Source organism: Acinetobacter sp. YH12241, assembly GCF_013417535.1.
Lineage (GTDB): Bacteria > Pseudomonadota > Gammaproteobacteria > Pseudomonadales > Moraxellaceae > Acinetobacter.
In genome coordinates, this window is the sequence record NZ_VPDQ01000045.1 from 1 (window position 1) to 13,382 (window position 13,382).

Annotated in this window: 16 protein-coding genes; 6 read left to right on the forward strand and 10 right to left on the reverse strand. The window is 36.5% G+C overall.

What is annotated here, in order from left to right; genetic code table 11:
- Positions 1-253: 253 nt before the first annotated feature.
- Together FTV18_RS14705 and FTV18_RS14710 are read right to left on the reverse strand one after the other, a co-directional pair.
- Positions 254-973: a hypothetical protein gene (locus FTV18_RS14705; protein ID WP_180033312.1), complete on the reverse strand. Its 720-nt coding sequence runs from the start codon at positions 971-973 to the stop codon at positions 254-256.
- A 17-nt stretch (positions 974-990) separates the two neighbouring features.
- Positions 991-1,257 carry a mobilization protein gene (locus tag FTV18_RS14710; RefSeq protein ID WP_146064288.1) on the reverse strand — a complete coding sequence of 89 codons (267 nt, stop codon included), beginning with the start codon at positions 1,255-1,257 and terminating at the stop codon, positions 991-993.
- Positions 1,258-1,466: 209 nt separating this feature from the next.
- On the opposite strand from FTV18_RS14710, the gene mobQ (FTV18_RS14715) reads away from it, so the two are divergent.
- The 3 genes from mobQ (FTV18_RS14715) to FTV18_RS14725 all read left to right on the forward strand — a co-directional run bounded on the left by mobQ (FTV18_RS14715) (position 1,467) and on the right by FTV18_RS14725 (position 4,956).
- Positions 1,467-2,903, forward strand: coding sequence for a MobQ family relaxase (gene mobQ, locus FTV18_RS14715; protein ID WP_180033313.1), 1,437 nt, complete (start codon positions 1,467-1,469; stop codon positions 2,901-2,903).
- 525 nt (positions 2,904-3,428) lie between these two features.
- Complete coding sequence (gene repM, locus FTV18_RS14720) at positions 3,429-4,352, forward strand: replication initiation protein RepM (RefSeq protein WP_004282204.1); 924 nt, start codon at positions 3,429-3,431, stop codon at positions 4,350-4,352.
- 67 nt (positions 4,353-4,419) lie between these two features.
- Positions 4,420-4,956 carry a plasmid replication DNA-binding protein gene (locus tag FTV18_RS14725; RefSeq protein WP_004786457.1) on the forward strand — a complete coding sequence of 179 codons (537 nt, stop codon included), beginning with the start codon at positions 4,420-4,422 and terminating at the stop codon, positions 4,954-4,956.
- A 320-nt stretch (positions 4,957-5,276) separates the two neighbouring features.
- On the opposite strand, the gene FTV18_RS14730 is transcribed toward FTV18_RS14725, so the two are convergent.
- From FTV18_RS14730 to FTV18_RS14755, 6 genes are all read right to left on the reverse strand, one after another.
- Positions 5,277-5,606, reverse strand: coding sequence for a four-helix bundle copper-binding protein (locus FTV18_RS14730; protein WP_004641881.1), 330 nt, complete (start codon positions 5,604-5,606; stop codon positions 5,277-5,279).
- Between the two features lie 360 nt (positions 5,607-5,966).
- The gene (locus FTV18_RS14735) at positions 5,967-6,221 is read right to left on the reverse strand and encodes a protein L (protein ID WP_228156254.1); all 255 of its coding nucleotides are present in this window, start codon (positions 6,219-6,221) and stop codon (positions 5,967-5,969) included.
- Positions 6,222-6,277: 56 nt separating this feature from the next.
- A complete protein-coding gene (locus FTV18_RS14740) occupies positions 6,278-6,670 on the reverse strand; it encodes a CopG family antitoxin (protein ID WP_004986364.1) in 393 nt (130 codons plus the stop codon).
- A gap of 175 nt (positions 6,671-6,845) precedes the next feature.
- Positions 6,846-7,157, reverse strand: a complete 312-nt coding sequence (locus tag FTV18_RS14745) for a hypothetical protein (protein ID WP_004986363.1) — start codon at positions 7,155-7,157, stop codon at positions 6,846-6,848.
- Positions 7,158-7,400: 243 nt separating this feature from the next.
- Positions 7,401-7,832, reverse strand: coding sequence for a hypothetical protein (locus FTV18_RS14750; protein ID WP_004986359.1), 432 nt, complete (start codon positions 7,830-7,832; stop codon positions 7,401-7,403).
- A gap of 17 nt (positions 7,833-7,849) precedes the next feature.
- Positions 7,850-8,116, reverse strand: coding sequence for a mobilization protein (locus tag FTV18_RS14755; protein WP_180033315.1), 267 nt, complete (start codon positions 8,114-8,116; stop codon positions 7,850-7,852).
- Positions 8,117-8,325: 209 nt separating this feature from the next.
- On the opposite strand from FTV18_RS14755, the gene mobQ (FTV18_RS14760) reads away from it, so the two are divergent.
- The 3 genes from mobQ (FTV18_RS14760) to FTV18_RS14770 all read left to right on the forward strand — a co-directional run bounded on the left by mobQ (FTV18_RS14760) (position 8,326) and on the right by FTV18_RS14770 (position 11,880).
- A complete protein-coding gene (gene mobQ / locus FTV18_RS14760; RefSeq protein WP_059264791.1) occupies positions 8,326-9,762 on the forward strand; it encodes a MobQ family relaxase in 1,437 nt (478 codons plus the stop codon).
- A gap of 576 nt (positions 9,763-10,338) precedes the next feature.
- The gene (repM, locus tag FTV18_RS14765) at positions 10,339-11,262 is read left to right on the forward strand and encodes a replication initiation protein RepM (RefSeq protein ID WP_005021644.1); all 924 of its coding nucleotides are present in this window, start codon (positions 10,339-10,341) and stop codon (positions 11,260-11,262) included.
- Between the two features lie 60 nt (positions 11,263-11,322).
- Positions 11,323-11,880, forward strand: a complete 558-nt coding sequence (locus FTV18_RS14770) for a plasmid replication DNA-binding protein (protein WP_227656918.1) — start codon at positions 11,323-11,325, stop codon at positions 11,878-11,880.
- A 262-nt stretch (positions 11,881-12,142) separates the two neighbouring features.
- Here FTV18_RS14770 and FTV18_RS14775 read toward each other — a convergent pair whose 3' ends face one another.
- Together FTV18_RS14775 and FTV18_RS14780 are read right to left on the reverse strand one after the other, a co-directional pair.
- Positions 12,143-12,910, reverse strand: coding sequence for a trypsin-like peptidase domain-containing protein (locus tag FTV18_RS14775; RefSeq protein WP_180033314.1), 768 nt, complete (start codon positions 12,908-12,910; stop codon positions 12,143-12,145).
- A gap of 376 nt (positions 12,911-13,286) precedes the next feature.
- On the reverse strand, positions 13,287-13,382 hold a 96-nt coding region (locus tag FTV18_RS14780; protein ID WP_075175639.1), incomplete at its 5' end, for a transposase domain-containing protein.

Below are 13,382 nucleotides of genomic sequence, written 5' to 3' on the forward strand. Positions count from 1 at the left end.
GAAAGTTGGGTGTATTTCTTCATTGTGTGCTTTCCAATTGCGAGTTGAAAAAGTCTAATGATTCTATGAATACACCTAACTTTTTCAACTAATTACAAATGTGTTGCACTTGGGATTTGAATCTGCGATATAAAAAATTTAACATAAAATCTCATATACGAAATTCGGGTGTTAGAACCCATTCAAAGTGTACTCATCAGTACACTTTGAAATTTTGATATAAAAAATTTAACATAAAATCTCTTATGCGAAATCAGGTTGATCTAAAGTTCTTTATTGCCTTGATCACATGATCCCCTAATTGCTGAGTATTTTTAGGATTTCCGGCTGAATTATTTAAAGAGACATTTAAAGGGAGGGCTATCTGCCTCAAAATTTCTTTAGCTGATGGTTGTTTTTCACCATCCTTATAAACTTCAATTTTTGCATTTTCATATTGTTTTATCTCATATCCATCATAAAAAATATTATTTAAAATCAATAGCTCATGATTATTTTCAACTTTCAGTTCTGTTTCAGTAGGAATATTTAACCCTATATTTATTTTTGAATTAGCTAAAAATATTTTGTTATAAATACCTAAAATATATTTCCCTTTGTATTCTCGTGACTTAGCCTGAAACTGCTCCATATTTAAGTCATAGACTACTTCAATACAGAGGTCCTCTGGGTTAATTCTTAAAACAATAATTCTGTCCACTAACTCAATCGTTTTAAGATTAAAATCGACATGACTTGCTGTAGTAACAGTCTTAACAGAAATTCTTTGTCCAGTACTGGAAACTACATCATAACCTCTCTGATTAACTGAATCAGCTAATTGCCCTAAGGTCATCATAGCTACATAAAGTTCCCCAATTCTTCCTGTTAGATGCCTTAATTCTGCAATAGGCATTCCCCAAGAGAGTTCTTTTTCAAACCATTCAATAGATTCACCTAAAGACTTAATAATATCGAATTGGCTCAATGCCATGATTGATTTCCTATTACTTATAAATTAAAGAGCTTACGATCACGTTCATCAGTCAAATACTTGTCCATCTGTGCAATCAATTTTGCCCGGGCCTGTTCATCTTCTTCGGTGATTTTTAGCATACAAGATCCGATTAGAATTTTGCGTCTAGTATCATCTTTACGAGCCTGTTCTTTCTCTTTAGCACGTTCTCTTGCTAGTGCTGCCTGTCTTTGAGCCTTTAACTGTTTTAGCTTTTCTTCCTGTGCCTTAATCTTGCTGTCTAGTGTTTCAGTAATACTCATTAATCCAATACCATCATCCTGGGAAACCATCCCTAACATAAGCGCACTTGAATATGCATTCAAGGTGCTATATGTATAGTAATGTTTTCCTCGAAGAGCGCACTTATGCAAACTTCGTTTGCAAGTCCGATTGGGGGAACCCCAATACCCCAACAACCGTATCCACGGTTGTATTTCACTACGTGAAAATTTAAAAGCGAAAAATAGGCATGGCGATTTACCACTTTTCAGTCAAAACAGTAGCACGATCCGCAGGGCGTTCCGCCACTGCTGCAATCGCCTATCGGGCCGGTGAAAAGATCTATTGTGAACGTGAAGGCCGGGAACATGATTACAGCCGAAAAACTGGCGTGGAATATAAAGAGATTTATTTACCCAAAGACGCACCAGAGCATTTAAAAAACCGGGAAAGACTCTGGAATGAAGTAGAACAGCGAGAAACACGAAAAAACTCGACTGTAGCCAGGGAATTTGAAATTGCCTTTCCAAGTGAACTGAACCAGGAACAACGTCTGGCCATGCTCGAAGAATTATGTGCCAGCATCGTGGACAGACATCAGGTAGCAGTCGATGCCTGTATTCATGCACCGCATACCGGATCCGGCAGTGATGAGCGCAATTATCACGCCCATATCCTAATGAGCACACGTAAACTTACGCCAGAAGGTTTTACAGAGAAAACCCGGGAACTCGATCAGAAACACAGTGGAGAAATCGATCACTGGCGTGAACACTTTGCCGATATCTGCAATATGCACCTGGATCTGGCTGGATACACCGCCCGAGTCGACCACCGCAGCTACAAAGACCAGGAGAATGGTTTAGAAGCCACGCTGCACGAAGGGCCGAAAGTCACCGAACTGCGCCGAAAAGGGATTGAGACCGAAATCAGCCGAAGCAATGACGAAATCAAACAGAGAAATCAGGCTCAGTTGCAATACGGCAAAAATATGGATCTGCTGATTGCTGAAAATGAGATCAAACTCAATACACTAAAAACTGAACAGCAGATCCAAATCAAAAATAGTGCTAAAACGCCACCAATTGACGAAAAAGCCCTGTTTGAAGAAAAACAGAGGGAAACCCTTGGCAAAGTGCTAAATCGCGAAATCAGCGCAAAAGACGCGAATCTAGACCTAGAATTTATGCAGGATGTTTTTAAAAAGGCCGAAAACACCTTGGGCAAGATGCAAAAACATGAAAACGAGTTCAATCAGCAGCTTGCCCAGGACATCGTGAAGAGTCGACTCAAGCAAAGTCATGACAGATTGCAAAGCCTGGTCGATCAACACAACGAATTAACCCAGAACAAACCCTTACTGTTTGGAAAAAAAGCCTGGGAAGCCCAACGTGACGAGATTTATCAGGAACACAAAAAGCTGAAAGGTCAGCATGAACACCAGAAAAAACATGGTGTGAAGGATTTATTGGAAAATGAAAAGTTCAAAGAACATGCCTGGAAGCAGTACCAACAACAACATCCGGCCAAAGCCAAGCAATACCAAACTCTATACTCAACCTATCAAGTTATTAAGAAATGTGTGAATGAGATCAAAGCAGAACAACAGATGAAACTCAGACAAGAACAACAGCTCAAAGCACAGCAACATGCGCCTAAAATGAAATCTCGTGGCATGAGTCGATAAACAGAGCGAGTGTCTACGAGCGAACTGAGAAAATTTGCTCTTTCCTTTCCCTGATTACAAGCTCCCTATCCATTAATCACCTACCCTACAGAGCATCCCGCATGGGTGCGAACTTTCCAAGTTTGATCCCTAAACCGAGCGTAGCGAGAAAAAAAGCTCATGAGCGAAGCGAATTCCGAGCTGCTTTTGCTTTTTCTAAAAGTCACGAAAATATGAACCAAAAATTGCCCCGACGAATCGAGCGAAAGCGAGATTCAATAGAGTTTGAGCGAAGCGAAAACCAAGGGCAATTTTTCATGAAATATGCTTTTAATTATTTTTAAGCTTTTAAATGCTTTTAGATAGCCTGTAAACCTGAATTTATAAGGCTTTGAGAGATTATAAAACGAGGTTTACCTTGCATTAAAACGAGGTTTACCTTGCATTAAAACGAGGTTTACCTTGCATTAAAACGAGGTTTACCTTGCATTAAGCGAGTTGATAATATAACCTCGTCTTATTGACTTAAAAATATAAATTTTTCATATGAAAACCGAACTAATTGTCAAAGATAACGCTTTAATTAATGCTAGTTATAACCTTGATCTAGTAGAACAACGATTAATTCTTTTAGCTATCGTTGAAGCCAGGGAATCAGGTAAAGGGATAAATGCTAATGATCCATTAACAGTTCATGCTGAAAGTTATATCAATCAATTTGGTGTACATCGAAATACTGCTTATCAAGCCTTAAAAGATGCTTGCGATGACCTATTTGCAAGACAATTCAGTTATCAAAGTCTTAGTGAAAAAGGTAATGTCATTAATCACAAGTCAAGATGGGTAAGCGAGGTTGCTTATATTGATAATGAGGCTGTCGTTAGACTTATTTTTGCTCCAGCTATTGTGCCTTTAATAACTCGATTAGAAGAACAATTTACAAAGTATGAGATACAGCAAATAAGCAATTTAACGAGTGCTTATGCTGTTCGCTTATATGAAATATTGATTGCGTGGCGTAGTACCGGAAAAACGCCTCTTATAACTATCTACGATTTCAGACAAAAAATAGGTGTACTCGAGACTGAATACAAAAGGATGTACGATTTTAAGAAATATGTTTTAGATATTGCATTAAAGCAAGTAAATGAACATACCGATATTAATGTCAAAGTTGAACAACATAAAACCGGCAGATCCATTACGGGCTTTTCATTTAGCTTCAAACAGAAAAAGTCAGCAACAAATACAGCCAATGACATTAGTCAGGACAAAGAGCTAAAAATCAATTTGACTGATGCACAACGATATTTATTTGCTAGTAAATTATCAGAACTTCCTGAGATGGCTAAACTTTCACAAGGTAATGAAAGCTATGAACAGTTTGCTGCTCGGATTGTAACCATGCTGCAAGAGCCAAATAAATTAAAAGAATTTATGCCATTACTTCGAAAAGTCGGCTTTCAATGAATGATGTCAATTGACATAGTAAAGTTAACAATCAACTATTAACACTATTTGAAAACTGGTTTACATAATGAAAAAACTGTCAGTTTCAGAACTAGCGAAATTATATGGATATTCAAGACAAGCTGTATATGCCCATATAAAGAAAGGAAATTTATCAAAAGGATCGGATGGATTAATTGACTTTTCAGAAGCCTTGAGAGTTTTTGGGGAACCACAAAAAAGCAATTCTAGTGTCAACCAAAGTCAATCAACTAGTAGGCATAACTTAACAGAAGTTGACTTGCTAAAACGTCAAGTTGACATGCTGGAAAAACAATTAAATCAGGCAATACAGAGAGAAAATCAATCATTAGAACGTGAATCGTTTTATCAAGAACAGATTGAGGCCATGCAGCGCTTACTGGAAGCTCCAAAAGCCAATATGACTACGTTTACCGATCATGAATCTGAACAGGATATAGCAACAGATTCTCGGCCACAGACTGAATCGAACTATGACGGATTGACTACTCCAGAGAACAAACGCATCCCTGTTCCAGAACATATTGAGCCTACACCTAAAAAGAGGGGCTTCCTGAGTCGTTTTTTCCTTCCTTACGGTTAACCAGGACTCCACTTTTTTGATGAGCCAATTTCAGTGCAAGCACATGAAATAATGACTCCTCAAAAAACCGGATGAGGTTTATTAAAACTGAATAAAATCGTGGAACATTGATTACTTATTGACCGTGGAACATAAAAAATAAAGAAAGGGCCGCTCTGGTGCCTTACTTCCTAGAGCGGCTTAGGCTAATATACTGATATATAATAAAAAAAATCAAGCATTTCGCATAAGGTGTATTATGTTAATTTTAGGAAAGGCTCTAAGACTAGCAGAATGATTATGTTAGTCTAGAGCCATATAATTAACATTATTGAAGTATTTTACATGGCAATTTTTCGACATTCTTCTGCACACTGACGGCAAGCCTCAGCACATTTTTTACAATGATCATGTGAATGTTTTTCACACTCTTCCGCACAATATTCACAGATCTTAGCACAAAGCTCACAAATCTCTTTGAGGAAAGGTGAGTTATGTTGTTGCATACGCACACATAACTGACAAATATCTGCACATTCTAGACAACGTTGAATACATTCACGCATCATCTCTAAATCTTTTTCTTTTAAACAAGAAGTTGCACATTCAGTACAAATAAGTGAACAGTTTGTACATGCAGAAATACACTCTGAAAATTCCGTATTAATCATTTTTTACTCTCAATTTATATAATCAAAGAAATAATTAAAACATAATTTTTTTCTACTAATTATTTTAAATTATTAGTAAATGTAATACATAATGTTAATTTATATGAATAATGTTAATTTTAACTAAATCTTATTTATATTCCAAATTATTAAAAAACAGTTTTTAATTAGGATAGATGATCAAGTATCAAAAGCAGCTATTCTTAAAATAACTACAATAATTTTATCACTTTAAAAATAGATTTCCCCTCTATTTAACATAATGGTGGTTATACGAAAACCCCGGCAGAATGCCGGGGTTTTTATTATATAAATAACTGTTTTTATTAAATATTTTAGTATATTTAACAAATGAAGTTATTAGAGTCCGCAATCGTTTCCTTCAGTATCCGTTCTTACTATTAGTTTCCACTCTATTTTTCCAGCTAATGCAGTATGCTGATGATGATTCTGGGGAGGAAATGGATCATTTTTATTACTAGTTATTTCCTTCTTACAACCTTTACATTTATAAATACCTGAAACAGGTACTGTATCCCCAGCACTATAGGTATTAGCCCACCATTCTTTTGAACTATTTATTTGTACTATAAATTTTTCTGTATCTTTATTCACGATAGCCAATTTAAATCTCCAATTAAAATATAATTTAAATTAATTAATTCAATAACTTATGCCATTTTTCTTTCTTTACCATGTTTTTTTAAAAGTTCTTCTGCATCTTTTAATTGCTGCTCTAATTCCTGATTAGCTTTCATAAGTTCTCTATACATAATTTTCTTTTCAGCCTCGACAAAACGCTTTAATACTTCACGCATTAATGCTTGATACCCCATTTTTTGAGCCTTGCTGATATTTTTCAAATCATCTATAAGATCTTTCGGCAACCGAATTGAAATCATCTGCATATTATTAGATTTATTTAATAACTCATGGAAAGATGCTGGAACCGATGTAGATCTTGCAAATTGAGGATCTGATCCTAATTCTCTACTTTCCCACTGTGTAGCATCATCTAGTTCAAGATCTGCTATTTCAGGTGAATGTTGATCTATATTTTTCATACTCTATACCCATAAACAATTTGTTCGTGTTTTCTTCACGTCACTTTATATAAGCGTATTTAATGTATATCTGAACAAAACCCCATCGACCAAGATGGGGGATTAGTCAGATAACCCGAACACTCTGAACAATGATGAGTCTTCACTGCTCAGAATGTTCAAATTTGTCTAAGAATTAACTGTCTTCTGGAAAGAAGAGATTTAATTCATTTTGATTAGGTTCAAAAGCAGACTTAATAACAATCTTTTGAACATCTTCTAAATAAATAAAACAAACCTTTAACAACCGCCCTGAATCAGTTTCAGAGATGAACCACTTTGTTGGTGGGTTAGTCTTATTTTTTTCCCGAGAATCTTCTAAAAAGTTATTCTCAGTATAGTTAAGAAAGCACTGCGAAACTTCTGCAGGTACCACTGAATGCTTGTCTGCCAACTTACGTCGCACACGAGCAGAAATGATGAGAAAAGGGTCATTATCATCAACCATTATTCTACCCTCAATATGTTATAGTTTTATATATACAATTTGTATATACATCCATTGATTGAAATATCTACTATAACTAAGGATTAGTCAATGAAATAAAAGCAAAAAAATCAATTAATAGAGTAATAAATAACCCAACAACCCATTTTTTGTATATACAAATAGTATATACGTTCTTTTTTAATACATATCAATCTTTTTTTAATAAATTATCTTGTTTAACATCGAATCTCTTAGGGGAGATTACATACCAACTTTAACCACATTGTGGACAGGTTGGATTTTAGAGATAAGAAAAACTTCTAGGGCATTTGCTAAATAAGCCGTATCACGTTCAAAGCCTATTGTAATGATGGACCCAGCATCTTTCAGTCTTGGATCTATCGCAATATATTCAGTTTTATCTTCATTCCATCGGCAATATTTCATTACCCTGGCGCTTAAGCCATTACCACGATAACGGCCAGCACCTCTAGAAGTCCCAACACCGATATAAGTCACTAAATCCCCTTTGATAAACGCATATACACCTTGTTTATCGTAATTAGGAATTTTTCCAAAATTAAAATGTACTGGTGACCATTCAGGAGGCTTTCCTAATAGATCTACATTCCAGTGATGTTCAAAGAATAATTCTGTATTACGTATTAACTCATTAAGTGTTGAATCTTCCACTACTCATCTCTCAAAATTTATAGATTAAAAAGCTTTCGGTCACGCTCATCCGTTAAATACTTATCCATCTGAGCAATTAGTTTAGCTCTGGCTTGTTCATCATCTTCAGTGATTTTTAGCATGCAAGATCCGATCAAAATCTTACGTCTGGTATCATCCTTTCGAGCCTGTTCTTTCTCTTTGGCTCGTTCTCTTGCTAGTGCTGCCTGCCTTTGAGCCTTTAACTGCTTTAACTTTTCTTCCTGTACCTTGATTTTGCTGTCTAGTGTTTCAGTAACGCTCATTAATCCAATACCATCATCCTGGGAAACCATCCCTAACATAAGCGCACTTGAATCTGCATTCAAGGTGCTATATGTATAGTAATGTTTTCCTCGAAGAGCGCACTTATGCAAACTTCGTTTGCAAGTCCGATTGGGGTCTCCCCAATACCCCGACAACCGTATCCACGGTTGTATTTCACTACGTGAAAATTTAAAAGCGAAAAATAGGCATGGCGATTTACCACTTTTCAGTCAAAACCGTAGCACGATCAGCAGGGCGTTCCGCTACTGCTGCGATTGCCTATCGGGCAGGTGAAAAGATCTATTGTGAACGTGAGGGCCGAGAACATGATTACAGCCGAAAAACAGGTGTGGAATATAAAGAAATTTATTTACCCGAAGGCGCACCAGAACATTTAAAAAACCGGGAAAGACTCTGGAACGAAGTTGAACAACGGGAAACCCGAAAAAACTCGACAGTTGCCCGAGAATTTGAAATCGCTTTTCCAAGTGAATTAAATCAGGAACAACGCCTGGCCATGCTCAAAGAGCTATGCGCCAGTATCGTGGACAGACATCAGGTGGCCGTCGATGCCTGTATTCATGCACCGCATACTGGATCTGGTAGTGATGAACGCAATTATCACGCGCATATCCTGATGAGCACACGCAAACTTACTCCGGAAGGCTTCACCGAGAAAACCCGGGAACTGGATCAGAAACACAGTGGAGAAATCGAACACTGGCGCGAACACTTTGCCGATATCTGCAATATGCACCTGGATCTGGCTGGATACACTGCCCGAGTCGACCACCGCAGCTACAAAGACCAGGAGAATGGTTTAGAAGCCACGCTGCACGAAGGGCCGAAAGTCACCGAACTGCGCCGAAAAGGGATTGAGACCGAAATCAGCCGAAGCAATGACGAAATCAAACAGAGAAATCAGGCTCAGTTGCAATACGGCAAAAATATGGATCTGCTGATTGCTGAAAATGAGATCAAACTCAATACACTAAAAACTGAACAGCAGATCCAAATCAAAAATAGTGCTAAAACGCCACCAATTGACGAAAAAGCCCTGTTTGAAGAAAAACAGAGGGAAACCCTTGGCAAAGTGCTAAATCGCGAAATCAGCGCAAAAGACGCGAATCTAGACCTAGAATTTATGCAGGATGTTTTTAAAAAGGCAGAAAACACCTTGGGCAAGATGCAAAAGCATAAAAATGAGTTTAGTCAGCAGCTCGCCCAAGACATCGTGAAAAACAGACTCAAACAAAGTCATGACAAGTTGCAAAGTCTGGTCGATCAACACAATGAATTAACCCAGAACAAACCCTTACTGTTTGGAAAAAAAGCCTGGGAAGCCCAACGTGACGAGGTTTATCAGGAACACAAAAAGCTAAAAGGTCAGCATGAACACCAGAAAAAACATGGTATGAAGGATTTATTGGAAAATGAAAAGTTCAAAGAACATGCCTGGAAGCAGTACCAACAACAACATCCGGCCAAAGCCAAGCAATACCAGACTCTATACTCAACCTATCAAGTCATTAAAAAATGTGTGAATGAGATCAAAGCAGAACAACAGCTGAAACTCAGACAAGAACAACAACTCAAAGCACAGCAACATGCGCCTAGAATGAAATCTCGTGGCATGAGTCGCTAAACAGAGCGAGTGTCTACGAGCGAACTGAGAAAATTTGCCCATCCCTTTCCCTGATTACAAGCTCCCTATCCATCAATCACCTGCTTTACAGAGCATCCCGAATGGGTGCGAACTTTCCAATTTTGATCCCTAAACCGAGCGTAGCGAGAAAAAAAAGCTTATGAGCGAAGCGAATTCCGAGTTGCTTTTGCTTTTTCTAAAAGTCACGAAAACATGAACCAAAAATTGCCCCGACGAATCGAGCGAAAGCGAGATTCAATAGAGTTTGAGCGAAGCGAAAACCAAGGGCAATTTTTCATTCCCTGGGCTTTTAATTATTTTTAAGCTTTTAAATGCTTTTAGACATGCTCAAGACTTTGTAAATAAAGGCTTCTAGATCTTATATGACTACGTTTACCTACCAATATGACTACGTTTACCTACCAATATGACTACGTTTACCTACCAATATGACTACGTTTACCTACCAATAATCTACATTATTTTTTTTGTAGATTTAACTACGTTTACCTTGCATTAATCTACATATTTATTATTATAGATTTATATTCATAAGTAATAATGTAGACAAATAAAATGCGGGACTTAGTAGTTAAAGATAATGCCTTAATTAATGCGAGTTATAACTTAGACTTAGTAGAACAACGTTTGATCTTATTAGCTATCGTCGAAGCAAGAGATAGTGGTCGAGGAATCAATGCAAATGACCCCTTAGAAGTGCATGCTGAGAGTTATGTAAATCAATTTAATGTTGCAAGACAAACAGCTTACCAAGCGTTAAAAGATGCTTGTAAGGATCTATTTGTACGTCAATTTAGCTATCAAGAAATTAATAAAAGAGGAAATGTAGAGAATGTTTTAAGTCGCTGGGTGAGCGAGATTAGATATATCGATGATGAGGCTACAGTAAAGTTAATATTTGCCCCTGCAATCGTGCCACTTATTACACGTTTAGAAGAACAATTCACTAAATATGAGTTACAACAGATTAGTAATCTCAGCAGTGCTTATGCTGTGCGGTTGTATGAATTATTAATTGCTTGGCGTAGTACGGGTCAAACTCCAATTATCGAACTAGCAGAGTTCAGACAAAAAATAGGCGTTCTTGATGATGAATATACAAGAATGGGAAATTTCAAAGATCGAGTATTAAATCTAGCTATTGCCCAAATTAATGAACACACGGATATTAACGTCCAATGTCAGCAACATAAAAAGGGACGTAATATTTCTGGTTTTTCATTCAACTTTAAACTGAAAAAAGTCGTTATAGCTCATAACAAAGAGCAAACTGCTCTTGAGATTTTCTCAAAATTTACCGATGCACAGCGTCATCTTTTTGCCAGTAAACTGTCTGAGCTTCCAGAGATGAATAAATATTCTCAAGGTACTGAAAGCTACTCACAATTTGCAGTTCGAATTTCTGAAATGCTACGAGATCCACAAAAATTTGAAGAACTACTCCCATATCTAAAAAAAGTAGGCTTTAATACAAAATAAACTTCATGTTCAGATTGGATGTTCACATAAACATCCTTGTACACGCACTGAGGGATTCCATTGAACACAACAAAATTTAGCGTTATGGACGCAAGTAAAGCCTTTAAAAAATCACGTACAACAATATACGAGGCTTTAAAAAGTGGTGAATTATCAAGAGATCATGATGGACTTATAGACTTGTCTGAACTTATCAGAGTTTATGGCAATCCAGTCGGTGTTCAGTCCAGTGCACGTACTGAACAAGTTCAAAAGGATGTACAAGTACACGTTCAATCTGAAGTTGAAAATGTATTAAAAGATCAAATTTCTTTACTCAAAAATCAGTTAGAGTTAGCAAATCAAAGAGAAAAGTCTTTGATGCAACATATTGAAGATCTTACTCATAGAATTGAGTTTAAGGGCACCTTAGAACAGCCAAAACAAGAAAATATTAATCAACTAAATGAATCTACTAATTCGAATATAGCAACAGATCCTCGGCCACAGACTGAGTCAAACTATGACGGATTGACTACTCCTCAGAAAGACAATAAACGTATCCCTGTCCCTGAACACGTTGAGCCTGAGCCTAAAAAGAGGGGCTTCCTGAGCCGTTTCTTCCTTCCTTATGGTTAGCCAGGACTCCAATTTTTTGATGAGCCAATTTCAGTGCAAGCACATGAAATAATGACTCATCAAAAAACCGGATGAGGTTTATTAAAACTGAATAAACTTGTGGAACATTGCTTAGTTATTGAGCGTGGAACACGAAAAATCACTGAAAAAGCCTAAGAGTGGTCTCTTAGGCTTTTTTGTACAGAATAATACATTGATTATATTAAGGTTTTATTAATGATTTCGTATAAGGTGTATTATGTTAATTTCAGATAGACTTGAATTATATTTGATTCTGTTCAAGGATTTCTAAAATTTTATGAGCTTTCCATGCATATCCAATATCTAAATATTGACTATCTCTGACTCTCGTAACTGTACTAGCATTTACTCCAGCTAAAATACAACGTGCATTCACTTTAGTATTTCCCATTGTGTCGGAGTAAGTTTCAAAATTTTCATTTACTATGCAAATTGGACTGCCACTAGATCCTTCAAAGACACTAGCATCAAACAAAAATGCTTCTTTTCCTTCGAAATCAGAATATAAAGGAGTAGCTAAATATCCACTTCTCGCAATAGGTAAATTATTAAGTTCATCTCTAAAAGCATTTGGATAACCTACAAAGAATATTCTCTCCATAGCGATAACTTCTTTTGCTTTTTCTTTAGTTGCGATCATATTTGTATCTAAACAACGATAAAAGATATATTGCTTTTGTTCATGAAGAGTAGCCATTGTCTCCGTCAGATTAAATACTGCTAAATCGACTTCATCATCACTATGAAATTTCCAACCATTAACCCACTCTTCATTCGTAAAATTATGAACAAAATCCCCGACTTTATTATTCGGATCAAGAGATTCTGATTTATGGAATCTAATCTTACATTCGGTTTGATTTTTAACGACATGTTTATTAGTTACTAAATAAACTCTGCTAAGCTCGCCAAACTTTTTAGAAAGTAAGAAGGCTGTTCCTGAAGATTGGGCAGATTCAATCATTACAGTAGAATAATATAATTGATCTTTTATTGAGTTTAAATTCATATAGTTAATGCTCTAAAGTCTGTTATAGGATGTTACTAAAGATCCATAGTAATTCTAATCAAAACTAGGTACATAATCCGTTTAAAAACCATCCATTTAACATAATGGCGGTTATACGAAATTAGTAGTTTTTACGCGGAATTCCTAACGTATTCATCTTTTGTCTTATATCTTTATTTTTACCAATAGGTAAAATATATTCATAACCTACATCGAAAAGTAGGTAATTAAGAAAAAAATTACAGCGTTTTATAAGCCTTATAGTAACGGGAGAGACTATAGGGCTTTTTATTTATCTTAATATTCATATATCTATGATGAAGCCATGATGCTCTGCGATATAAAGTAAGCGTCCGCTGAACCCCATGCCTATTTTTTAATTCGGTTCAGGTTTCCAGCGGTGTGGTAGCAATTCTTCAATCTGAGTCACTTTATGTGTCGGCAACCTTTTCAGCACATCACTTAAATAGGC

What these genes read in the sequence shown, in the direction of transcription:
- FTV18_RS14755 (WP_180033315.1), bottom strand. Translation starts at nt 8,116, where the DNA reads ATGAGCGTTACTGAAACACTAGACAGCAAAATCAAGGTACAGGAAGAA.
- repM (WP_005021644.1), top strand. Translation starts at nt 10,339, where the DNA reads ATGCGGGACTTAGTAGTTAAAGATAATGCCTTAATTAATGCGAGTTAT.
- FTV18_RS14725 (WP_004786457.1), top strand. Translation starts at nt 4,420, where the DNA reads ATGAAAAAACTGTCAGTTTCAGAACTAGCGAAATTATATGGATATTCA.
- FTV18_RS14775 (WP_180033314.1), bottom strand. Translation starts at nt 12,910, where the DNA reads ATGAATTTAAACTCAATAAAAGATCAATTATATTATTCTACTGTAATG.
- repM (WP_004282204.1), top strand. Translation starts at nt 3,429, where the DNA reads ATGAAAACCGAACTAATTGTCAAAGATAACGCTTTAATTAATGCTAGT.
- mobQ (WP_180033313.1), top strand. Translation starts at nt 1,467, where the DNA reads ATGGCGATTTACCACTTTTCAGTCAAAACAGTAGCACGATCCGCAGGG.
- mobQ (WP_059264791.1), top strand. Translation starts at nt 8,326, where the DNA reads ATGGCGATTTACCACTTTTCAGTCAAAACCGTAGCACGATCAGCAGGG.
- FTV18_RS14745 (WP_004986363.1), bottom strand. Translation starts at nt 7,157, where the DNA reads ATGGTTGATGATAATGACCCTTTTCTCATCATTTCTGCTCGTGTGCGA.
- FTV18_RS14730 (WP_004641881.1), bottom strand. Translation starts at nt 5,606, where the DNA reads ATGATTAATACGGAATTTTCAGAGTGTATTTCTGCATGTACAAACTGT.
- FTV18_RS14705 (WP_180033312.1), bottom strand. Translation starts at nt 973, where the DNA reads ATGGCATTGAGCCAATTCGATATTATTAAGTCTTTAGGTGAATCTATT.
- FTV18_RS14740 (WP_004986364.1), bottom strand. Translation starts at nt 6,670, where the DNA reads ATGAAAAATATAGATCAACATTCACCTGAAATAGCAGATCTTGAACTA.
- FTV18_RS14710 (WP_146064288.1), bottom strand. Translation starts at nt 1,257, where the DNA reads ATGAGTATTACTGAAACACTAGACAGCAAGATTAAGGCACAGGAAGAA.